The organism is Kitasatospora sp. NPDC029312 (assembly GCF_055569215.1).
In genome coordinates this window covers 103,832-125,357 of sequence record NZ_JBVHXY010000019.1, presented here as the reverse complement: position 1 = coordinate 125,357, position 21,526 = coordinate 103,832, and the positions used below count along the sequence as shown (strand labels likewise).

General features: G+C 74.9%; 17 protein-coding genes. 11 read left to right on the top strand and 6 right to left on the bottom strand.

Annotated elements, in window-relative coordinates; genetic code table 11:
* Positions 1–22 precede the first annotated feature (22 nt).
* The gene (locus tag ACZ4WV_RS18025) at positions 23–811 is read left to right on the top strand and encodes a hypothetical protein (protein ID WP_465747707.1); all 789 of its coding nucleotides are present in this window, start codon (positions 23–25) and stop codon (positions 809–811) included.
* A 113-nt stretch (positions 812–924) separates the two neighbouring features.
* Here the strand turns inward: ACZ4WV_RS18025 and ACZ4WV_RS18020 are convergent, their stop codons facing one another.
* Positions 925–1,326: a PDC sensor domain-containing protein gene (locus ACZ4WV_RS18020; protein ID WP_465747705.1), complete on the bottom strand. Its 402-nt coding sequence runs from the start codon at positions 1,324–1,326 to the stop codon at positions 925–927.
* A 237-nt stretch (positions 1,327–1,563) separates the two neighbouring features.
* Between ACZ4WV_RS18020 and ACZ4WV_RS18015 the strand changes: the two genes are divergently transcribed.
* The 3 genes from ACZ4WV_RS18015 (at position 1,564) to ACZ4WV_RS18005 (ending at position 4,656) form a co-directional block, all read left to right on the top strand.
* The gene (locus ACZ4WV_RS18015; RefSeq protein ID WP_465747703.1) at positions 1,564–2,721 is read left to right on the top strand and encodes a baeRF2 domain-containing protein; all 1,158 of its coding nucleotides are present in this window, start codon (positions 1,564–1,566) and stop codon (positions 2,719–2,721) included.
* Between the two features lie 220 nt (positions 2,722–2,941).
* Positions 2,942–3,223: a DUF6296 family protein gene (locus tag ACZ4WV_RS18010; RefSeq protein ID WP_465747701.1), complete on the top strand. Its 282-nt coding sequence runs from the start codon at positions 2,942–2,944 to the stop codon at positions 3,221–3,223.
* Positions 3,224–3,705: 482 nt separating this feature from the next.
* Positions 3,706–4,656: a DUF4232 domain-containing protein gene (locus tag ACZ4WV_RS18005; RefSeq protein WP_465747699.1), complete on the top strand. Its 951-nt coding sequence runs from the start codon at positions 3,706–3,708 to the stop codon at positions 4,654–4,656.
* Between the two features lie 156 nt (positions 4,657–4,812).
* Here ACZ4WV_RS18005 and ACZ4WV_RS18000 read toward each other — a convergent pair whose 3' ends face one another.
* From ACZ4WV_RS18000 to ACZ4WV_RS17990, 3 genes are all read right to left on the bottom strand, one after another.
* Complete coding sequence (locus ACZ4WV_RS18000) at positions 4,813–5,556, bottom strand: phosphatase PAP2 family protein (RefSeq protein WP_465747697.1); 744 nt, start codon at positions 5,554–5,556, stop codon at positions 4,813–4,815.
* 161 nt (positions 5,557–5,717) lie between these two features.
* Positions 5,718–6,509: a COG4705 family protein gene (locus tag ACZ4WV_RS17995; protein WP_465747725.1), complete on the bottom strand. Its 792-nt coding sequence runs from the start codon at positions 6,507–6,509 to the stop codon at positions 5,718–5,720.
* Between the two features lie 89 nt (positions 6,510–6,598).
* Complete coding sequence (locus ACZ4WV_RS17990) at positions 6,599–7,186, bottom strand: hypothetical protein (protein WP_465747695.1); 588 nt, start codon at positions 7,184–7,186, stop codon at positions 6,599–6,601.
* A gap of 139 nt (positions 7,187–7,325) precedes the next feature.
* On the opposite strand from ACZ4WV_RS17990, the gene ACZ4WV_RS17985 reads away from it, so the two are divergent.
* The 6 genes from ACZ4WV_RS17985 (at position 7,326) to ACZ4WV_RS17960 (ending at position 15,954) form a co-directional block, all read left to right on the top strand.
* Positions 7,326–8,003, top strand: a complete 678-nt coding sequence (locus ACZ4WV_RS17985) for a response regulator transcription factor (RefSeq protein WP_465747693.1) — start codon at positions 7,326–7,328, stop codon at positions 8,001–8,003.
* Positions 7,996–9,408 carry a sensor histidine kinase gene (locus ACZ4WV_RS17980; RefSeq protein WP_465747691.1) on the top strand — a complete coding sequence of 471 codons (1,413 nt, stop codon included), beginning with the start codon at positions 7,996–7,998 and terminating at the stop codon, positions 9,406–9,408. Before ACZ4WV_RS17985 ends, ACZ4WV_RS17980 begins: the two co-directional genes overlap by 8 nt.
* A gap of 218 nt (positions 9,409–9,626) precedes the next feature.
* Positions 9,627–11,423: an acyl-CoA dehydrogenase gene (locus ACZ4WV_RS17975; protein WP_465747689.1), complete on the top strand. Its 1,797-nt coding sequence runs from the start codon at positions 9,627–9,629 to the stop codon at positions 11,421–11,423.
* A 158-nt stretch (positions 11,424–11,581) separates the two neighbouring features.
* Positions 11,582–11,953 carry a fic family toxin-antitoxin system, toxin component gene (locus ACZ4WV_RS17970; RefSeq protein ID WP_465747687.1) on the top strand — a complete coding sequence of 124 codons (372 nt, stop codon included), beginning with the start codon at positions 11,582–11,584 and terminating at the stop codon, positions 11,951–11,953.
* A 282-nt stretch (positions 11,954–12,235) separates the two neighbouring features.
* Positions 12,236–12,808: a restriction endonuclease gene (locus tag ACZ4WV_RS17965; protein ID WP_465747685.1), complete on the top strand. Its 573-nt coding sequence runs from the start codon at positions 12,236–12,238 to the stop codon at positions 12,806–12,808.
* 137 nt (positions 12,809–12,945) lie between these two features.
* The gene (locus tag ACZ4WV_RS17960; protein WP_465747683.1) at positions 12,946–15,954 is read left to right on the top strand and encodes an ATP-binding protein; all 3,009 of its coding nucleotides are present in this window, start codon (positions 12,946–12,948) and stop codon (positions 15,952–15,954) included.
* Positions 15,955–16,267: 313 nt separating this feature from the next.
* Here ACZ4WV_RS17960 and ACZ4WV_RS17955 read toward each other — a convergent pair whose 3' ends face one another.
* Positions 16,268–18,604 carry an Orn/Lys/Arg family decarboxylase gene (locus ACZ4WV_RS17955; protein ID WP_465747681.1) on the bottom strand — a complete coding sequence of 779 codons (2,337 nt, stop codon included), beginning with the start codon at positions 18,602–18,604 and terminating at the stop codon, positions 16,268–16,270.
* A gap of 269 nt (positions 18,605–18,873) precedes the next feature.
* Positions 18,874–19,719 carry an SDR family NAD(P)-dependent oxidoreductase gene (locus tag ACZ4WV_RS17950; RefSeq protein WP_465747679.1) on the bottom strand — a complete coding sequence of 282 codons (846 nt, stop codon included), beginning with the start codon at positions 19,717–19,719 and terminating at the stop codon, positions 18,874–18,876.
* A 640-nt stretch (positions 19,720–20,359) separates the two neighbouring features.
* On the opposite strand from ACZ4WV_RS17950, the gene ACZ4WV_RS17945 reads away from it, so the two are divergent.
* Entirely contained in the window at positions 20,360–21,454 is a 1,095-nt protein-coding gene (locus ACZ4WV_RS17945) for a sugar ABC transporter substrate-binding protein (RefSeq protein ID WP_465747677.1), read from the top strand.
* The last annotated feature ends 72 nt before the right edge of the window (positions 21,455–21,526 follow it).

Below are 21,526 nucleotides of genomic sequence, written 5' to 3'. Positions count from 1 at the left end.
GAGACCGGGAGAAGGCAACCGCATGGCCCGCAGGACGAAGACCGCCGCCCGTCCGCCCCGCCGAAAGGCCCACTGGCTGAGGGCGCTGATCGCACTCGTGGTGTGCGGCGCCGTGGCGGGCGGTGTGGTGGCCTACCGGTCGGCCTCCGACGAGGCCTCGGAGCGCCCCGTCACCACGGACGAGGCCTCCCGGCTGGCGCTGTCCCGGCTGAACCTCTACCAGGCCAGCCCGATCGGGGTGGTGCTCACCGCCTCCGAGGGCGGGGGAGTGCAGGTCCGGGTGGAAGGGGTGGTGGACTACCGCACCCACCGGGGTGCCGGCCGCTACCGGACCACCGGCGCGAGCGGCCCGCTCGACCACGGCCTGGTCGTCTGGGACACCGGCGGCCTCGGCCTCGCCCCCGAGCCCGAGGGCGACCCGGCCCCGCCCTGGCAGCAGGCCGAGCGCATCCCCCGGTCCGGCTGGTCCCCCCGCTCCTTCACGGCCGACCCGCTGGACGCCGGCCTCCAACTGCTCATCCAGGTCGGCGCGGACCGGCCGGACAATCCGCTGCTGCTCGCCCAGTCCGGCGCCCGTTGGCTCGGCCGCGACCGGATCGGCGACCGCGACTACGACCGCTTCGCCGGTCCGCGCGCCCAGGGCTCGGCCCCGGACGGCGCGCGATCGCCGCTCACCTACTGGGTGGACGAGAACGGCACACTGCGCCGGGTCACCATGCAGATGGCGGGCCTCGGCACCCCGACCACGCTCGACTTCTCCGGTCATCAGGCCGACGCCAAGCTGCCCGAGGCACCCTGGCTCACCGGCTGACGCGTCGGACCCGCGGGCGGGATTACGGGCGGTTCCGCGCCGCGGAAGCCGTGTCCGCCGGGTCCGCCGTACACCCGGGCCCGCGGCCGGGCCGGCGGTCAGTGGCGGAGCAGTCACCCCCCGGCGGGCAGCACGGCCTGGGCGGCGGTGTGGAAGCCGTCGCCGAGTACTGCGGCCAGGTGGCCGCCGGGCCCGAGGTCCGGCGGGACGAGGACCTCGGCGACGCCGTCGCCGTCCGTGGTGGAGGAGCCCAGGAAACGGCCCGCCGCCGAGTAGAACCTGACGGACAGGCCGAACAGCGGCTCCCCGGTCCGGGCATGGACGGCGGCCGCGCTCAGGAAGGTGGGCCGCGACTGCATGACGCGCAGGGCGACGGGCACCACGCCGGGCAGGTCGACCCGCGCGGGCACCGGCGGCGACAGGGCGGACGCCAGGGCGCGGGCACCGGCCGTGAGGCCGACACCGGCGAGCGCGAGCGCGACGGCGGTGCCGGTCCGGCCTCCGGAAAACCTCATGTCGTCTCCAGTTTCCGAGCCCGCCAGGAGTCCCCCGGCCTCCCGGGCCCCGCTTCGAACGAGCGCTCCAACCGGCACCGACCGTACCTGGCCGGGGACGCAGCGCAACCGGAGCGTCTCGGGCGGGCTTCCGACGGCCCCCGAACGGCCGACACACCCGACCCGCTCCGGTCGGGTGTCCGCGGCCCGCAGCCGGGTAGGCGCCGCCCAGTAGCCCACCGATTCCGGGAGGCCGCCATGGATCTCGCGTTCCTCACTCCGCTGCTCGACCGGCCCGGCCCCTGGGCCTCCGTGTACCTCGATACCTCCCGCGCCACCGAGGACGCCGCCCCGCGCCGGGCGCTCCTCGACCGCGCGGCCGTGCACCGGCTGGCCGGGCTCGGCGTCGACGACCGCACCTGCGCCGCCATCCGGGACCACCTGGCCGCCGAACCGGCCGGCGGATCGCCACCGGGGCGGGCGCTCTTCGCCACCGACGGCGAGGTCGTGGTCGACGCGGCGCTCGCCGCCTCCCCGCCCGACGTGGCCGCCGACTGGGCGCCGCTGCCGCACACCGCCCCGCTGCTCGGCCTGCTCGACGACGCTCTCCCGCGCTGCCTGGTGGTGGCCGTCGACCGCACCGGCGCCGAACTGGAACGCCGGGAATTCGGCGGTGCCGCGCGGATGGGCACCGTCGAAGGGAAACAGTGGCAGGGCCGCGGCCACCGCGCCCCGCCCGCCGACCGGTACGAGTGGCACTACCGGCACCGCGTCGAGGACGCCTGGGACCGCACCGCCGCGATCATCGCCGACCACCTCGGCCGGGTCTGGCCGGGCAGCGGCGCCGACCTGCTCGTGCTCACCGGCGACGCACGGGAGCGCCGCGCCGTCTGCGAGCTGCTGCCCCCGCAGCTGCGGCCGCACGCCGTCGAGGTGGACGGCGGCGGCCGGGCCGACGGCATCGCCCGGGAGGTCTTCGACCAGCGGATCGCGACGGCCTGGAACGGTCACCGGACCCGCCACCTGGACACCGTGCTGGACGCTTTCCGCACCGGCATCGGACGCCCGGGGGAGCACGGCACCGACGCCGACGGCACCGAGACCGCGCCCGGCGCCGCCGCCCAGGGCGTGCCCGCCGTGGTGGCCGCAGCCCGGCAGCACCAGCTCGCCGCCCTGCTGCTCCAGTCGGGCGGCCACGACCCGGAGCGCCCGGTGTGGACCGGCCCGCAGCCCGAGCACATCGGCGTCCAGCGGGGCGATCTGCGGGCCATGGGAGTCGCCGAGCCGCAGCAGGCTCCAGCCGCCGACGCCCTGCTGCGCTGCGCCACGGCCGTCGGCGCGGAGGCCCTGCTGGTGCCGGAGGCCGTGCCGGGGCCGCCCGGCGGCCTGGGCGCCGTCCTGCGCTGGCCGGCCTGACGCCGGTCAGCGGGCGGTGGCTCCGCGGCTCGACGATTCGGAGGAGCGGAGGATCGGAGGCGCGACAACTCAGTAGGCGGACGACTCGGCGGCGCGACGGATCTTCCGAGCGTCGGACATCCACCGATCGACCGGCAGGTCTTCGTTCGTGTACAATCGCGCGCTCGTGGGCACAATGGACAGTGCGAGCGGGGGTGCCACACGAGGAGGCCGGTCAGTCATGGAGAGCCTTGAGCGCCGCTACGCGGTGACCCTGCCCGGACCGGTCTGCGGACACGCCCCGCCATCCGTCGTCGTGGTCCACGCCACCGAGGCCGTGGGCCCCGGCGGCACGCTGATCTGGGAGAATACGGACGGCGACCTCCGGGTGGAGATCACCGGCGAGGTGGCCACCGTTCTGACCGCTCCCGCCGGAACGCCCCGCCACCCCTGTCTGCATGCCGTGCCGCTGCCGTCCCGCGCCCCGCGCATCGAGCCGCTGACGCGCTCCGCCCGACGCTGACCGCCCAGCGCGACCGATCTTCGTCGCAAACGACGAAGATCGCCCACACCGCCGACCATGGAAGCCGCCTCGAAGGAGCCCGCGCCCGCGGTGCGCCGGCGGCCGAGCAGGCTGCGGTACACGACCCGGGTGGGGACGGTCAGCTCGTCCAGCCGCGGGTCGACCGAGCCGCGCTCGAGTGCGGCGAGGAGCACGGTGGCCAGCGCCTCCCCGGCTGGTGACGGTCGACCTGCGGCCGGACACGGGCGGCAGGAACTCGCGGATCCGGTCCACGTCCTGCTCCGGCGCGGTGGTGGTCAGCGCCTCGAAGGCGTTGCGGGTGCGGATCTGCACGACCTGGTCCCACTCCATCGGCTCGCCGTCGAAACCGACCTCGGACGGCCCCAGGTGGACGGCCCCCGAAGCCGGGCGGTTGCACGGCTGTTGCAGAGGAAGTGGTGCGGCTCACAGCCGTCCGAGGCGGTTCGTGATCGCATCGTCGGGTGCGCTCCCAATCCGAGAAATCCCAGCCCCCGCTGACGGCCCGTCGGTCCGCCGCGGCCGTCGCCGTCCTGCTCTTCGCCGCCCTGCTGGCGGGCTGCGGGTCACGGAGTGCCGACGCCCCGGCGGCGTCCGCTGCCGGCGGTCCGTGCGGAGCGCCCCTGGGTACCGTCTCCGGCGGTGCGGCGGAGCCGGACGGCCTCGCGCGGGACGGTGCGCGGATCACCGCCGTCGCCCCGGACTGCATGGAGTACGAGGTGACCAATCCGGGCGGTGAACCGTCCGACGTCACCGTGGAGTTCACCCGGCGCTCGGCCACCGGGGCCGCACTGGACAGCCTGCGCGGGACCGTCACCGGGCTCGCCCCCGGAGCCACCGAGCGGAAGCGGATCGACCTGAACGGCCGCGGCCCGGGCCGGCCGACCACCGTGCCGCAGGTCGGGATCGCTAAGGTCCGCAGCGTCCCCAGCGCCGAGGCCCCGCAGGCCGGCGGCCCGTGCCCGGCGTCGGGACTGCGGCTCTACGCCGACCAGGGCGACGCCGCGATGGGCCTGCGGGTGGTCGGCCTCCTGCTGCGCAACTGCGGCACGTCCCCGGTGACCGTCGACGGCTACCCGCAGCTGGAACTGCTCGACCTGCGGCACCGGCCGGTCCAGGGGGTGAGCATCCTCCCCGGCGGCGCCTCGATCGCCACCGGCACCGGCGCGGACGCCCCGCCGCAGCGGATCGAGCTGCGCCCGGGGGAGGGCGCCCACGCGACGCTGGTGTGGCGCAACACCACCGAGGCCGGAGAGCCGGTGAACGCCCCCTACGTCCGGGTCCGCGCCACCCCGGGCGCGGCTCCCGTGATGGTCACCCCGGAGCTCGACCTCGGCACCACCGGCCGGCTCGGCGTCGGGGCCTGGGTCCGGGACGACAGCACGGAGCCGGTGCCAACGCGCCCGACGGGCTGACACGGGGTGGCGCGGCGGCCGTCAGGTGAACTCGTCATCGGGTCCGGGTGGGCAGGGGCGGCCATCAGGCAGGCACCGTGACGTCGACGGTCGTGGCCTGCCGAGCCCGACCGTCGGGGCGGGCGCGGCCGCAGGGTGGCTCCAGCGGATCCGCGTTCAGGCCTCCGGCGCGCCACCCGGCCCCCGGCCATCCGGCGGCACGGCGGCGCGCCGGAGCTGCGGCAGCGCCGCCGAGCCCACGGCGAGCCAGCCGCAGCCGAGCAACCAGCCGCCGAGCACGTCCAGGGGCCAGTGCACTCCGAGGTAGACGCGGCTGAGGCCGACCAGGGCCGCGAACACAGCGGCGGCCGCGACGGCGGCTCGGGCTGCGGCCGACGCCGGACGGGCCCGGACGACGGCCATGGCCAGCAACCCGGCGCAGACCGCCGAGGTGAACGAGTGCCCCGACGGGAAGGAGTAGCCGGATGCGGCGGTGGCCCAGTCCGTCCGGGGCGGCCGGGGCCGCGCGAAGGCCTGCATCAGACCCAGCCGCACCGACTGGCCCGCGAGCAGCCACAGCAGCGGGGCCGCCAGCAGCGGCACGGCGCGGCGCGGCGCCCGGGGCCGGGCGAGGGCCCGGACGGCGACGGCCCCGGCGATCAGGGCCAGGAGGTACGGCACCGGCCCGGAGCCGAGGGTGGTGACCACGACCGCCACCGTGCGGGCGGCAGCGGGTCGGTGGGCCGCGCTCCAGCCGTCGGCGCTCCGCTCGAAGCCGAAGGGAGTCCAGCCCCGGGCGGCCAGCAGCGCCGTCAGCGCCGCCAGGGCCGTGAACACCAGCACCGCGACGCCGACCACCACCAGGCGGCGGCGCCGGCCACGGCCACTCGGCGCCGGCGTGACCGGTCGTCCCGCCGTCACCGCACACCGGTCGGGCGGTGCGGGCGCAGCCGCTCCGCACCAGCTCCGACGGCTGGTCCGGCCACCGGCGGTTCGACGGTCCGGAGGCTCCACGGGTGGTTCATCGCGTGCTGCGCCCTTCCTCGGAGCGGGCTGCGCCCGGCCCGACGGTTGATCGGAGGTCAGGCCAATGCTCGGCCCTCGCGGCGCCCGGTCGCGCTCAGCCACGCCACCGCCGCCACGATCACCACCGCGAGCACCAGGCTGACCGGCCCGGTGCCGAGGTCCAGGCCGCCGCGCTCACGGCTGACACCCGCCCAGTCGGCGAAGCAGGCGCCGAGCGGCCGGGTCAGCACGTAGGCCCACCAGAAGGCCGGGACCGGCGGGAGGCCGGTGAGCCGGTGGGCGAGCGCGGGCACCGCGATCAGAGCGGCGAACAGCAGCCCGGAGGGCAGGTAGCCCCAGCCCAGGGTGGCCGCGGTCAGGTCGCCGACGGCCGTGCCGAGCGCGAAGGTGGCCATCACCGCGCACCAGTAGAAGACCTCGCGTCGCCCGCCCGCGACGGTCTCCACCGCGAGCGTGCCCTCGGTCCGCCGCCACAGCGCGAACACCAGGGCCAGGACCACGGCGAACGCCGTCGCCGAGGCGACGTACGGCACCCCGAGGGCGACGTGCGCGACGTCGGCCGCCATGGTGCCGAACACACTCACCATGATCACCGCCGCCCAGTACACCACCGGCACGTAGCGTCGGGCCCGGGCCTGGGCGAACAGCGCCACCGCCAGCAGCAGGCCGGCCGAACCGACCGCCGGGACGGGCCCGAGGACCCGGGCGAGGTAGTCGGAGGTGGTCTCGCCCATGCCAGTGGTGAGGATCTTGACGATCCAGAACACCGCCGTCACCTGCGGGACCTTGCTCAGGACGGGCCGCGCGGGCACGGCCCGGCGGCGCTGGGCCGCCCGGGGGGTTGTCACGGCGCCCAAGACGACGGCGCTCCCTTCTGTACGGACTGGTGACGAGCCGGAGCAGGCTGTACTGCCTGCCCTTCGGCGGACTTCGACGGTCAGCCGCCGAGGACGGTGTTGCCGGTGACCGTGCCGTTGGCACCGTCCACCGTCACGGCGTGCCGCACGCCGTCGGGGCCGAGCACCACGGCCCGCCAGGCCCGGCCGCCGCCCTGCTCGGCCACCGCGCTCAGCGCTTCCACCTTGCCGCCGGCGACGGCGGCCGAGGCCTTGGCGACGGCGTCGGCCGCGTCGGTCGCCGGCAGCGGCGCCGGGGCGTCCTGCCCGGTTCGGGCCTGCTCGGAGTCACCGGTGCGGGCCTCCTGGCCCTGCTGCTCGTGGCGGCCGCCGTGCCGCTGCCGGCCACCGTCACGTCCCTGGTCGTCGTCGGCACCCTGGCCGTCGCCGCGGCCCCGGCCGTCCGACGGCTCGCGGTCGCCCGCCGCCCACCGGCGGCCGTCGCCGTGGCCCTCGTGCTCGTGGTGCACCGCCACCCCGGCCGCCGCGCCGCCGAGCACGACCGCCGCCGCTCCGACCACGACCCAGCGCTTCGAACGGCGGCGCACCCACCGTCCGGCACGGCCCAAACCCGTACGCGTCCTGCCCGCGCTCTGCTGCGGCTCCCCGGTTTCCATGGGCTCGCTCACGGCACCCACCCCGATCGTCGACCTGGCCCGGGCCGTCCCCGGGCGAGACGGACAGGATGTCCGGGCCTTGCTGAAGATCGGCTGAAGACCTGAAGACCCCTTCAGCTTCCCGCCGGGGCGACCTGCGACCCTGGTGGGCATGCGCGTACTGGTGGTGGAGGACGAACGTCGGCTGGCCCTGGCCCTGCAGCACGGGCTGGCCGCCGAGGGATTCACCGTCGACGTCGCCCACGACGGCCTGACCGGCCTGGCCCGGGCCATGGAGCACGCCTACGACGTGGTCGTCCTCGACATCATGCTCCCGGGCCTCAACGGCTACCGGGTCTGCTCCCGGCTGCGGGCCTCGGGCAGCGACGTCGGCATCCTGATGCTCACCGCCAAGGACGGCGAGTGGGACGAGGCCGAGGCGCTGGACACCGGCGCCGACGACTACCTCTCCAAGCCGTTCTCCTTCGTGGTGCTCGTCGCCCGGCTCAGGGCGCTCGCCCGCCGGATCGGCAGCCGGGCGCCCCGGCGCACCGTCCTGGGCGACCTGGTGGTGGACTCCGCCGCCCGCACCTGCACCCGGGGCGGCTCGCCCATCGCCCTCACCCCGCGCGAGTTCGCGATCCTCGACCACCTCGCCCGCCGGGCCGGGGAGGCCGTCTCCAAGCGGGAGATCCTCGAGGCGGTCTGGGACAGCGGCCCGGACAGCGACCCCAACACCGTCGAAGTCCACGTCAGCGCCCTGCGGCGCAAGATCGACACCCCGTACGGCCGCGCCGCGGTGCAGACCGTGCGCGGTGCGGGCTACCGCCTGGCGGCCGACGGTGGCTGACCGCACCTCGGCGCGTCTCGCCTCCTGGGCCGGCCGGCTGACCCCGCGCTCCGTCCGCGCCCGCACCACGCTGGCGGCCTGTCTCAGCGTCGCCCTCGTCCTCGCCGTCGCCTCGGCCGCCGTCATCCTGCTGCTGCGCGCCAATCTGGCCCGGACGGTGGAGGACGGCGCCCGCGAGCAGGCCCAGGCCGTCGCCCGCCAGGCCGAGGACGGGCACCTGGACAGCCAGCTGCCGCTCGACCACGGCACCGACTTCATCCAGGTGGTCGACGCGGCCGGCCGGGTGGTCGCCGCCAGCCAGAACCTGACCGGCCGCCCCGCCGTCGCCCCCACCGGCCACCCGGACGGCCACAGCACCTTCAACCTGCGCGCCTTGGGCGACCAACACCACCAGCGCGTCACCACGTTGACCGCCGCCACCCCCACCGGCCCGGTCACCATCCACGTCGGCGCCTCGCTGCGCACCGTGGACGCCGCCGAGGACCTCACCACCGCCGCCCTCGCCGTACTGAGCACCGTCCTGCTGCTCACCGTCGGCGCCCTGACCTGGCGGGCGACCGGACGCGCCCTGCGGCCGGTGGAGGCCATCCGCGCCGAGGTCGCCGCGATCGGCGACCGCGACCTCGACCGCCGGGTGCCCGAACCCCGCAGCGACGACGAGATCGCCCGGCTGGCCGGCACCATGAACGCGATGCTCGGCCGCCTGGAAGCCGCCGGGGCCCGACAGCGCCGCTTCATCGCCGACGCCTCCCACGAACTGCGCAGCCCCCTCACCGTGCTGCGCACCCAGCTGGAAGTGGCCCTCGCCCACCCCGATCCCGAGGTCCGCGCGGACCTGGTGGCGGGCGCCCTGGAGGACACCGAACGGCTCCAGGCCCTGGCCACCGACCTGCTGCTGCTCGCCCGGCTGGACGCGGCCGGACACGACTGGCCGGGCGAGCCCGTCGACTTGGTGGAGCTGGTGCACAGCACGCTTGCGGCCCGGGGCGCCGAGCCCCACCCCGTCACGGTCGAGCTGCCCGACGCCGTCACCGTGTCCGGCAACCCGCTGTGGCTCGGACGGCTGCTCACCAACCTGCTCGACAACGCCCAGCGGCACGCCCGGGGCCGCGTCACCGTCCGTCTCGGCACCGAACGGCCGGCCGGCCGGGGCTCCGGTCCGGCCGCCGTGCTGGACGTCGCCAACGACGGGCCGGAGATCGACGGCGCCGACCGGGAGAAGATCTTCGAACGCTTCGCCCGCCTGGACGACGCCCGGAGCCGGGACGACGGCGGCACCGGACTCGGCCTGCCGATCGCCCGTGACATCGCCGCCATCCACGGGGGAACGCTCGCTGTCGTCGACGCACCCGGGCCGACCACCTTCCGGACGGTCCTGCCCCGCCTCGCCCGTCGCCCGGCGTGACCGGCCGGCCGCCGGCCCGTCGGCGGGCCTCGCCCGCTAATGGTTCGCCTCTTCTTCGAAATGACTAAGCGCTTGCTTAGATCCTGAGGCTGGAGCAGGATGTCGCGGAGGTCAACCGGTTCGCGCCCGGCAACGGCCGTGGACCGGATCGCACTTCAGCCGGGGGTGCGGCGTAGCGCCGTGCCCCTTTCCGCCGCCTCCCGATCGGACGCCTCATCGTGGACTCCCTGCTGCTCTCCCGCCGCGACCTCGACTTCCTGCTGCACGAGTGGCTGGACGTCACCACCCTGACCCGCCGCCCCCGCTTCGCCGACCACGACCGGGACACCTTCGACGCGGTCCTCGAACTCAGCGAGACGATCGCGACCCGGCACTTCGCCCCCCACAACAAGAAGAACGACGCCGAGGAGCCCCGCTTCGACGGCGAGCGGGTGCACCTCATCCCGGAGGTCAAGGAGGCCCTGGGGGTCTTCGCCGAAGCCGGGCTGGTCGGCGCCGCGATGGACTACGAGGTCGGCGGCCAGCAGCTGCCCGTCGTGGTCGCCAACGCCTGCCGGGCCTGGTTCCAGGCCGCCAACATCGCCACCGCCTCCTACCCGCTCCTCACCGTCGGCAACGCCAACCTGCTGCGGGCCCACGGCAGTCCGGAGCAGGTCGACACCTATGTGCGCCCCATGGTCGAGGGCCGCTTCTTCGGCACCATGTGCCTGTCGGAGCCCCAGGCCGGCTCCTCGCTCGCGGACATCACCACCAGGGCCGTCCCGCAGGGCGACGGCACGTACCGGATCACCGGCACCAAGATGTGGATCTCCGGTGGCGACCACGAACTGAGCGAGAACATCGTCCACCTGGTGCTGGCCAAGATCCCCGGCGGCCCGGCGGGAGTGAAGGGCATCTCGCTGTTCATCGTGCCCAAGTTCCTGGTCCGGCCGGACGGCACCCTCGGCGAGCGGAACGACGTCGTCCTGGCCGGGCTCAACCACAAGATGGGCTACCGGGGCACCACCAACACCCTGCTCAACTTCGGCGAGGGGCGGCACACCCCCGGGGGTGCCCCGGGCGCGGTCGGCCACCTGGTGGGCGAGGCCCACCACGGTCTCGCCTACATGTTCCACATGATGAACGAGGCCCGGATCGGCGTCGGCCAGGGCGCCACCGCCCTCGGCTACACCGGCTACCTGCACGCCCTCGACTACGCCCGCACCCGACCCCAGGGCCGTCCGCTCGCCGCCAAGGACCCCGGCGCCCCGCAGGTGCCGATCATCGAGCACCCGGACGTGCGCCGGATGCTGCTGGCGCAGAAGAGCTACGTCGAGGGCGCCCTCGCCCTCGGCCTGTACTGCAGCCGCCTCCTGGACGAGGAGGCCACCGCCCCGGAGGAGGCCGAGCGCGCCCGCGCCCACCTGCTGCTCGACGTCCTGACGCCGATCGCCAAGAGCTGGCCCTCGCAATGGTGCCTGGCCGCCAACGACCTCGCCATCCAGGTGCACGGCGGCTACGGCTACACCCGCGAGTACGACGTCGAGCAGTTCTACCGCGACAACCGGCTCAACCCCATCCACGAGGGCACCCACGGGATCCACGGCCTGGACCTGCTCGGCCGCAAGGTCGTCATGGACGGCGGCGCGGGGCTGAAGCTGCTGCTGGACACCTTCACCGCGACCGCCGCGCGGGCCGAGGAGACCGGCGGCGAGGCGGCCGGACTCGCCGCCGCGCTACGGCGGGCCGCGGCCCGGATCGGGCGGACCACCGCCCTGCTCTGGTCGACCGGGGACCCGGCCACCGCCCTGGCCAACGCCTCGACCTACCTGGAGGCCGTCGGCCACGTGGTGCTCGCCTGGATCTGGCTGGAACAGTTCCTCGCGCTGGGCGACGGGCGGGACGCCTTCCGCGAGGGCAAGCGGCAGGCGGCCCGGTACTTCTTCCGGGTCGAACTGCCGCGCACCGGGCCGCAGTTCGACCTGCTCGACAGCCTGGACCGGACGGCGGCGGACTGCGCGCCCGAGTGGTTCTGACCTGCCCGGCCCCTCCGGTCGGGCAGCACCGCCGTCCGAAGGGTCCGGCCCTTGGTAGCGCCTGCTACACCTCGCTACGCTCGCTCCATGAAGCAGCTGACCGTGCCATCACCGGACGGTGCCGTCCACCCCGCCCCCGTCGCCACGGCGGGCGACGCGTGATCCTGCGGATCGACCGGGCCTGGCTCCTGGACATCGCCCACCAGTGCCTGCCGAACGACCCGGACATCACCGACTACGGCACCCTCGCCGCCGCCGTGGCCCGCCACGCCGACAGCGTCCTGGGCGTCCCCGTCTACGAAGCCGTGCACCAGCGCGCCGCCGCCCTGATGCACCAACTGATCCGCGTCCCCGCCCTGGAGTCCGGCAACGAGCACTTCGCCGCCGTGGTCGCCGCCTCCTACCTCGCCGCCTCCGGCCTCACCGTCACCGCCGGCCCCGACCAGGCCGTCGCCCTCGCCGCCCGCATCCGCGCCGGCGCCGCCGACGTCCGGGAGACGGCGGCCGTGCTCCGCACCTGGTACCAGTGAGCCGGCCGCCCGGTCCGGGAACCGCCACGAGGCCAAGTCGCCCGAGCAAAAGGGAGGCCAAGTCGCCCGAGCACAAGGCTCGTTCGGCCGCCGGGGGTCGGGATCCGGACAACTCGGGCTCGTCGGCCGGGCAGCTCGCCGGGATCGAGGGTGCCCGGACGGCGGTGGCTCCTACGCTCGCGGGGACACCGTGGCGCGAGGGGGAATGCCGTGGCCCGCAGGACCGTCCGACGACGCCGGCCGTACCGCGCCCGCCGGGCGCGGCGGACCGGGGATAACGCGGTGCCGGCCGGTACGGCGGTGGTGGCCGGACTCGTCCTGGTCTCGGTGGTGGTGCGGTGGCTGGCCCAGCACCTGCTGCTGGTCGGCGCCGTGGCCCTTCTTGGCGCGGGAGCGGGTGCGGCGGTGCTGGGTGTCCGGGTGCGCGCCGGACAACGGGAGTCCGCCGCGCGGGCGGCGCAGTTGCGGCACATCGGGCCGTTCCTGACGATGAGCCCCAAGGCCTTCGAGCACGCGCTGGCGGACCTGTGCCGGCGGGACGGCTGCACGAAGGTGGCCGTGGTCGGCGGAGCCGGGGACCTCGCGGCGGACGTCCTGGCGACGACGCCCACCGGGCGGCGGATCCTGATCCAGGCCAAGCGGTACGGGCCGCGCACCTTCGTCAGCTCCGATGACGTCCAGAAGGTCAACGGCACCTACCGCGACGTGCACCGCTGCGACCTCGCCGCCGTGGTGACGACCAGCTCGTTCACCAAACCGGCCGCCGCGTTCTGCGCGAAGGTCGGCATCCGGGCCGTCGACCGGCGGGCGCTCGCGCTGTGGGCGGAGGGGAGCGGCAGGCCGCCCTGGGGCTGACCGCCCGCGGGGCGGACGATCGCGGTCGTTCGGTGCCCGTACTAGGGTCATGACCACACCGGGGCCGACGCCCGCCGCCCACCGGCGGCACTGCCGGGGGCCTCGCCGTGGTCGCGAGCCTTCGAGGGACTGAAGCGATGGGAATGACGTTCGGACTGCTGGGCCCCTTGGCGGTCGCCGTGGACGCGGCGCCGCAGACGCCGCCGAGGGCCGCCGTGCTGCGGGGGCTGCTGGGGGCGCTGCTGCTCGCGGAGGGCGAGCGGCTGTCCGTCGGGCGGTTGCTGGAGCTGGTGTGGGCGGAGCAGGCGGACCACGTCGGACGGGGCGCGGTGCACACCGGAATGTCCCGTTTGCGCACCTGGCTCGGGCGGTTCGGGGACGAGTCGGTGGTACTGGACTCCGACGCCCAGGGCTACCGGCTGACGACCGGACCGGACGCGGTGGACCTCGCCCGGTTCCGCGGGCTCGCCGCCGACGGTGACCTCGCGGCGGCACTCGGGCTGCGCCGCGGGCCGGTGCTGGCCGGGCTGGAGCGGCTGAACCGCGCGGACCCGCTGGTGACCTCCGTGGAGGACGAGGTGCGCGCCGCCGCGCTGTCCCTGGCCCGGGCGGCGCTGACGGACGGCGCACCCCGCGGCGCCGTCCCCGCCGTGGCCGCGCTCGCGGACGAGCACCCGTTCGACGAGCCCCTGCACGCCGCCCTGCTGGAGCTGTTGGCGGCGGACGGCCGGGCGGCCGAGGCGCTGCGCCGCTTCCAGGCCCTGCGCGGGCGGCTGGCGGAGGAACTCGGGATCGAGCCCGGCGAGCAGGCGCAGCAGGTGTTCCTGGCGCTCCTCGCCCACGGCCGCGAGGGCCCGGGCGCCGACCTCAGACCGCCCCGCGCCCCCTCCCAACTCCCGCCCGACCTACCGGACTTCACCGGCCGCGAGGACCAGGCGCAGGCCGTTCTGGACGCCCTGGCCGACGGCCGGGTGCCGGTGATCGCCGGCATGGGCGGCATCGGCAAGACGGCGTTGGCCGTCCACACCGCCCACCGGGCCGCCGCCGACTACCCGGACGGACGACTGTACGCGGACCTGCGCGGGGCCGACGACACACCCGCCGACCCCGCCCGCGTCCTGGCCGGCTTCCTGCGCGCCCTCGGCGCCGACGCCCGGGAGATCCCGGAGGCACTCGACGAGCGCTCCGCGCTGTACCGCACCCTGCTCGCCGACCGCCGGGTGCTCGTCCTCCTCGACAACGCAGCCGGCGAGCAGCAGGTCAGGCCGCTGCTCCCCGGCACCCCGGCACACCCGAGCGGAAACGGCGGGCCGCGCTCGGCCGCGCTCGTCACCGGTCGAGCCCCGCTGACCGCCCTGCCCGGCGCCCACCTCGTGGACCTCGCCGAACTCGACACCGACCACGCCCAGACCCTGCTGCGCCGCATCCTCGGCGACCGCCGGGTCGCCGCCGAACCGTTCGGCGCCGCCGCGATCGCCGAACTGTGCGGCGGCATGCCGCTGGCCGTCCGCATCGCCGGGGCCCGGCTGGCCGCCCGGCCGCGCTGGCCCCTGACCCGGCTCGCCGAGCTGCTGCGCGACGAACGCCGACGCCTGGACGAACTGGCGGCGGGCGACCTGGCCGTACGGACCGCGTTCGCCGTCGGCTGCGCCCGGCTGACGGAACCGACCCGCCGGACCTTCCGGCTGCTCGGCCTGCTGGAGGCGCCCGACTTCGCACCCTGGACCGCGGCGGCGCTCGCCGACGTCCCGCCGCAGGAGGCCGAACGGCAGCTGGAGGAGCTCGTCGACGCCCAACTGCTCCAGGACACCGGCGCGCAGCCGCACCCGCGCTACCGCTTCCACGACCTCGTCCGGCTGTACGCGCGCGAGCACGCCGAGGCCACCGACGAGCCGGCCGTCCGCGCCGCCGCCCTGGAACGGGCCTTCGGCGCCTGGCTCTGGCTGGCGGAGCGGGCCGCGGACCAGGTGCCCGGCCCGTGCTTCGCCCCGATCCACGGCGACGCACCGCGCCACCCGCTGCCCACCGCCCTCACGGCCGCCCTGCTGGACGACCCGACGGCCTGGTTCGACGCCGAGCAGCCGGCCCTGAACGCGAGCGCCCGGCAGGCCGCGGCACTGGGCCTGGTGTCCGCCGCCTGGGAGCTCGCGGCCTGTCAGGAGAAGTACTGCGACGTACGCGGACTCTACGACGACTGGCGCACCACCCACCTCGCCGTCCTGGAGGCCTGCCGGACGGCCGGCGACGCCCGGGGCACGGCCGTGCTCACCCGCGGCCTCATCGAGGTGACGACCTGGACGACCCCGACCGACAGCACCCAGACGATGGTCTCCCTGGAGGGCCGCGCCCGGCAGCTGCAGCGGCTGTTCGAGCAGGTCCGCGAACCGTGCGGGAGCGCCGACGCCCTCGTGCTGACCGCCTGGAGCCTGGTGGCCCAGGGCCGCGAACGCGAGGCGCTGGACACCGCCCACCAGGCCCTGGACCTCGCCACCGTCCACGACCACCCGGGCGGGAGGGCCAAGGCGCACCAGATCATCGCCATCGCCCACGGCGAGACCGACCTCGACCGCACGATCGAGCACCTGACCGAGGCCCTGCGGCTGGCCCGGTTCATCGGCAACACCCGCTTCGAGGCGACCGCGATCCAGTTCCTGGGCGCCGCCCACGGCCGGGCCGGTCGGGTGGAGCTGGGCTGCGAACTGCTCAGCCGCTCCCTCGCCATGGCCCGCTCCCTCCAGGACCGCTACGTGGAGGCCTTCTCGCTGCTCTACCTCGCCACGCTGTACGCGGCCACCGGCGACGACCGGGCCCGCCCGACCGCCGAGGCGGCCCTCGCCATCGCCCGGCGCCTCGACCTGGGCCACCACCTCGCCCAGGCCCTCGGCATCCTCGGAGAGCTGGACCTCGCGGCGGGGGAGCACGCCGCGGCCGTCGCCCACCTGGAGGAGTCGGTCCTCGTGTGGCGCGCCCGGGGCTGGCGCTCCTTCCTCGCCGATGCGCTGCGCGCCCTCGGCCGGGCCTACGAGGCGTCCGGGCTGCCCGAGTCGGCCGCGAGGGTCCTGGCGGAGGCCCGCGAGCTGAGCGACACGCCCGATGGGCGCGGGGCCGCGAACGGCGGCACCGACGCGCTCAGCCACGGCAACTGAGCCGGGTCGGCTTGCCGAGGCCGGCTCATCCGGGCCGGCTCACCCCGGTCGGCTTACCGGGGCGGACTGGCGCAGGCCGATCGGTGAGCGGATCGGTAAGGCATCGGTAAGGCGCCCCCGCCTAAGGTCGGTTCCGACCGCACCGGACTCCGCACCCACCCAGGGGGGACCCGGTCGGGTCCGCGCAGGGGACGGACCCGACCGGAAGGCTGGCCCGGCCCACGGAACTGGGGAGTGGGCGGGGTGCAGCGGGCGGGGTGCGGGGTGCGGTGGGGGCGTCCGGTGCGCCGGGGGGCGTCGGCCGGTCCGGTGGTCAGGGCTCGCGGACGCACTCGATCAGGTAGTCGCCGGTGCTCGGGTCGACGGTGACGCCGTGCGTCTCGCTGCGAAACCCCGGGAACTGCCGGTCGAACTCCTCCAGGGCCCCCAGGTAGCGCAGCAGCGGACCGCCCGGTTCGCCGACGGACTCGCCCGGCATCAGCACCGGGATCCCGGGTGGCGTCACGGTGACCATCGCGGCGGCCACCCGGCCGGCGGCCCGCGCCAGCGGGAGCCGCTCGGTACCGCCGCGGATCAACTGCTGGTAGCAGTGTTGGGGCGGAGCGACAGGCTCGGGCAGCTCGCGGAACGCCGTGTCGAGGGCGTCGATCAGCTCCGCGCCGGTGAGGTGCTCGTGCATCTGCCAGCAGAGCCGGCCGAGCGTCAGGCCGGCGTAGCGGTGGGGGTACTGCTCGACGAGGCCGGGCAGGACGCGGTCGAGCGGGGCGTCACCGTCGTGCAGCGCCTTGAAGTCCATCAACCCGTCCATCAGGGTGCCCCACTTCCCCTTGGTGATGCCCATGGAGAAGAGGATGAGGGTGCTGTAGCTGTCGGTCTTTTCCACGACGATGCCGCGCCCGGCCAGGTAGGCAGTCAGGATCCGGGCCGGCACGCCCCAGTCGGCCGTCTCGCCGGTGGCCGTGACGCCGGGACAGGTCAGGGTGACCTTGACCGGGTCGAGCAGGCAGTAGCCCTCGGTGAGGTCGGGGAAGCCGTGCCAGGCCGCCCCTGGTTCCAGGTGCCAGCAGCTCGGCTCCCGGCCCAGCAGGGCGGCCGGGGCGTCCGCGAAGTCGAAGCGCTCGCCGGTGGCCGGGTCGGTGACGGTCTCCGGCTGCCAGACGCCGAAAAACCACGGGGGCCGGTCGCCGGCGGCCTCGATCCGTCGCGCCGTCCGCACCACAGCCTGGCGGAACCTGATGGCCTCGGTGACGGCCTCGTCGATCAGCCACTGCCCCTGCGGGCCGTCCATCATGGCCGTGGCGACGTCCAGCGAGGCGATCCCGGGGTAGAACGGCGAGGTGGTGCCGTGCATCATGAAGGCCTCGTTGAACCGCTCATGCTCGACCGGCGCCCGGGATGCCGACCGCACGTGGACCATCGCGCTCTGCGAGAGGGCGGCGAGCAGTTTGTGCGTCGACTGGGTAGAGAAGACCGTGGGCCGTTGCGGATCGTCGAAGGTCTCCGGGCCGACCGCCATGCCGTAGCGGCCCTCGTAGAGGGGGTGGAAGCGGGCGTACGCGAACCACGCCTCGTCGAAGTGCAGCCGCGGCGTGCTGGGCGCGAGCGCGCGGGCGGTTCGGACGGTGTCGTAACAGAGTCCGTCGTAGGTCGAGTTGGTGATCACGGCGTACTGCGCTTCCGGGCCGAGGGCGCCGGCGGTCAGCGGATTGGCCGCGATCCGGGCGCGCACCGCTGCCGGGTCCGTCCCGGTCGGCGGCAGCGGTCCGGCCAGCCCGTACCCGTTGCGGGTGGGCACGAGGTAGACCGGGCGGGCGCCGGAGATCACCAGGCCGTGCAGCACCGACTTGTGGCAGTTGCGGTCCACCAGCGCGATCTCGTCCCGGGTGACGCTGTAGTGGCCCACCATGCGGTCGGCGGTGGAGTCGCCGTGCAGGACGAAGTAGGTGCGGTCGGCCCCGAACACCCGGGCCGCGTTGCGCTCGGCGTCGCCGATCGGGCCGGTGTGCTCGAACAGCGACCCGAGCTCACCGACCGAGATCGACAGGTCGGTGCGGAACAGGCGCTCACCGTAGTAGTCGAAGAACGCCCGCCCCGCCGGGGACTTGAGGAATGCGACGCCGCCCGAGTGGGCGGGGGTGTGCCACGAGTACTCGTGTGCGTCGTCGAAGCGCCGCAAGGCCTTGAAGAACGGCGGCAGGATGTCGCTGTGATAGGCGCGTGCGGCGGCCTCGACCCGGCCGGCGACGAAGGCGGGGGTGTCCTCCAGGGGCCAGATGTATCCGGTCACCACCTCGGAGACCCAGAGCGGCAGCGCTTCGAACTCCCGCTCGGAGTCGTCGGACATGACCAGGAACGAGGGGAGGTCCTTGAAGCGCCGCCCGATCGTCCGCAGCACGGTCGCGCCGCCGTCCTGCGGAGCGCCCGGCCCGCTTCCGGGCCCGCCTCCGGACGTGAGGTCCCAGGCGACGACGGCCGCGGCGATCCCGGCCTCGGTCTGCAGCACGGCCCGGGCGTCGCGAGCGCTGGCGGCCCAGCGCAGGTCGAAACCCCGGTTCTCCAGTTCCTTCCCCATCCGCCGGAGTTGCTCGCCGACGGCCCCCGTCCGGACCGGACCCTCGTGCAACGCGAGCAGGATCGTGCTCTTCGCCATCGGTCACCGCACCTTTCCGACCGGGAACCCGTCAACGCCGACCAGTGTCGACGCGGCCCGGCCCGTGCCGCTGGCCTTTGCCACGTGGTTCGCCCGATCGGGTGGTGCGGCGCGCGGTGCGTCGACCAGGGCACACCGGTCGGCGGCTTGCGGAGCCTCGGCCCGCGGCGACCCGCAGCTGTGCGAAGGCCGTCCAGCCGGCCATGGCGGGCGTCGCCCGCCCTCCGCACCGGGGCGGGGGAGCAGGCAGCGTTCGGCCGCGAGCCGGGTCAGGCGGAGGGCTCGCGCGGATCGATCCGATAGGCGAAGGGCAGGGTGCCCGGGTCCACGGCGGTCGCGCCGCCGTCCACGGTGAGGGTCGCGCCGTTGACGAAGGAGGCGGCCGGGGACAGCAGCCAGGCGACGGCCTCGGCCACCTCGCGCGGCTCGGCGGGACGGCCCACCGGGAGCAGCCGGGTGGCCTCGGCGTAGGCCGCGTCCTTCCCGCAGTCGGCGCCGCCGTCGGCGCTGTCACCGCCGCCCAGCTGCGCCTCCTCGGCGAAGCGGGCCATCCGACGGTCGGCCATCTCGGTGCGCACCCAGCTGGGGCACACCGTGTTGGCCCGCAGTCCGCGTGCGCCGTAGTCGACGGCCAGGGAGGTGCACAACTGCAGCAGGGCGGCCTTGGACGCGGCGTAGGCGGCGTTGGCCGTGCCGTTGCGCAGCGCCGAGACGGAGGCGACGGCGACGACCGCGCCGCGGGCCCGCAGCAGGTGCGGCAGGGCCGCCCGCATGGTCAGGAACGGGCCGGTGAGATTGGTGCGCAGCACCAGGTCCCAGTCCTCGTCGGAGGTCTCGCCGACGCCGCCGCCGCGGCCGACTCCGGCGTTGACCACCAGCCCGTCGAGGCGCCCGTGGCGGGCGACGGTGCTCTCCACGAGCTCGCGGACGGCCTCGGGGTCGGTCGTGTCGGCGGGATGGGCCAGCGCGCCGGTCTCCCGCGCGACGCGGTCCAGCGGCTCGCTGCGCCGTCCGGAGACGACGACTTCGTGGCCGCCCTCCCGCAAGAGCCGTGCGGTGGCCGCGCCGATCCCGGTGCCGCCTCCGGTCACGATCACAACTCGCTGCTCCGCCATGGGCCTTCCCCTCCGATCGGTCACCAACCGTCCCTGCCGCCCTAGCTGTATCACAGGCGTCGGTCTCGCGGTCCCCGCGGGTGCGGGTGCGGGTGCGGGTGCGGGTGCGGGGTGCGCGGTAGGGAGAGGGGGCGCGGCGCCTTCCGGCCCGGGCGTGGGGACGATCGTCCGCACCGGTGCCCCGTCCGCTTCCGCCCGGCCGTCGGCCGGTGCGTGAGGAAGGGGCGGTAGGCGGGTACACCAGAGGACGGAAGGAGTGACGTGCACCTGACGTAGCGTCAGTTGCCGTACGAGAAGGGGGAGTTCGCTCCGCACTGTCGCGGGTGGGGTCGAGCCGCCCCTCCGGTGGGGCGCCGAGGAGGAACCGCGCCGGCCCGCCGGGACCGTTCAGTCGACACGTCTTGAACACATCGGCCCCGCAAGCGGCTGAACGGATCATAGCCCAGCCGCAGCGGCCGGCTGGCAGGTGATCATCCGAATCGTCCGGCTCGCCCGGCTTAACGGATGCCTTCAGGAAGATAACGAAAAGGCGCATCCTTGTCTCGTAATGGATTTACTTCTTGACTGAATCTGTCCTATGCGGGTTGACTCCCTCCCACCCCGCCGCACTGTCGCGGCGACGTCAGGGAGGCACCCCCACATGAACGCAACGATGCGTCGAGCCGTCATCGCCACCGCGGCTGTCTCGATGGCCCTGTCCATGGCCGCGTGCGGCAAGGCCGGCGGTGACAAGAAGGACTCCGCCGCCTCGGGCGACACCAAGTCCATCGGTCTGCTCCTGCCCGAGAACGCGTCCTCCACGCGCTACGAGTCCTTCGACCGGCCGTTCATCGAGGCCAAGGTCAAGGCCCTGTGCGCGGACTGCAAGGTGCTCTACAACAACGCCGAGGGCAGCGCCGCCAAGCAGAAGCAGCAGTTCGACACCCTGATTGCCCAGGGCGTCAAGGTCATCGTCCTGGACGCCTTCGACGCCACCTCCACCCAGGCCTGGGTCAAGGAGGCCGCCGCCAAGGGCGTCAAGGTCGTCGCGTACGACCGCCTGGCCACCGGGCCGGTTGCCGCCTACGCGTCCTTCGACAACGAGAAGGTCGGCGAGCTCCAGGGCCAGGCCCTGGTCGACGCCCTCGGGGACAAGGCCGCGGACGCCAACATCGTCATGATCAACGGCGATGACGCGGACCCGAACGCCGGTCAGTTCAAGGCCGGCGCCCACAAGGTCCTCGACGGCAAGGTCAAGAAGGTCGTCTACGAGCAGTCCGGCGAGTGGAAGCCCACCGTCGCCGGCCAGAAGATCGGCGCCGCGATCACCCAGCTCGGCAAGGACGGCTTCCAGGCCGTCTACTCCGCCAACGACGGCATGGCCGGCGCCATCATCACCCAGCTCCAGGGCGCGGGCATCAAGGTCCCCGTCGGCGGCCAGGACGCCGGTCTCGACGCCGTCCAGCGCATCGTCAACGGCGACCAGGCCTACACCATCTACAAGGCCTACAAGCCGCTCGCCGAGAGCGCCGCCGAGCTGGCCGTCGACCTCCTGCAGGGCAAGGACGTCAAGTCCGTCGCCACCGCCAGCGTCGACAGCGCCACCGACAAGGGCATCCCGGCCAAGCTGCTCGACCCGAAGGTCGTCACCAAGGCCAACATCAAGGACACCGTCATCGCCGACGGCCTCTACAAGGCCTCCGACATCTGCACCGCGGACTACGCCGCGGCCTGCGCCGCCGCCGGCCTGCAGTAGCCCGCGCGGGCGGAGCTCCCCGCCCCCCGGGGAGCCCGCCCCCACCACGGCGGGCCCCGCCCCGCCGCAGCA

What these genes read in the sequence shown, in the direction of transcription:
- ACZ4WV_RS18025 (WP_465747707.1), top strand. Translation starts at nt 23, where the DNA reads ATGGCCCGCAGGACGAAGACCGCCGCCCGTCCGCCCCGCCGAAAGGCC.
- ACZ4WV_RS18020 (WP_465747705.1), bottom strand. Translation starts at nt 1,326, where the DNA reads ATGAGGTTTTCCGGAGGCCGGACCGGCACCGCCGTCGCGCTCGCGCTC.
- ACZ4WV_RS18015 (WP_465747703.1), top strand. Translation starts at nt 1,564, where the DNA reads ATGGATCTCGCGTTCCTCACTCCGCTGCTCGACCGGCCCGGCCCCTGG.
- ACZ4WV_RS18010 (WP_465747701.1), top strand. Translation starts at nt 2,942, where the DNA reads ATGGAGAGCCTTGAGCGCCGCTACGCGGTGACCCTGCCCGGACCGGTC.
- ACZ4WV_RS17985 (WP_465747693.1), top strand. Translation starts at nt 7,326, where the DNA reads ATGCGCGTACTGGTGGTGGAGGACGAACGTCGGCTGGCCCTGGCCCTG.
- ACZ4WV_RS17960 (WP_465747683.1), top strand. Translation starts at nt 12,946, where the DNA reads ATGGGAATGACGTTCGGACTGCTGGGCCCCTTGGCGGTCGCCGTGGAC.
- ACZ4WV_RS17955 (WP_465747681.1), bottom strand. Translation starts at nt 18,604, where the DNA reads ATGGCGAAGAGCACGATCCTGCTCGCGTTGCACGAGGGTCCGGTCCGG.
- ACZ4WV_RS17950 (WP_465747679.1), bottom strand. Translation starts at nt 19,719, where the DNA reads ATGGCGGAGCAGCGAGTTGTGATCGTGACCGGAGGCGGCACCGGGATC.
- ACZ4WV_RS17945 (WP_465747677.1), top strand. Translation starts at nt 20,360, where the DNA reads ATGAACGCAACGATGCGTCGAGCCGTCATCGCCACCGCGGCTGTCTCG.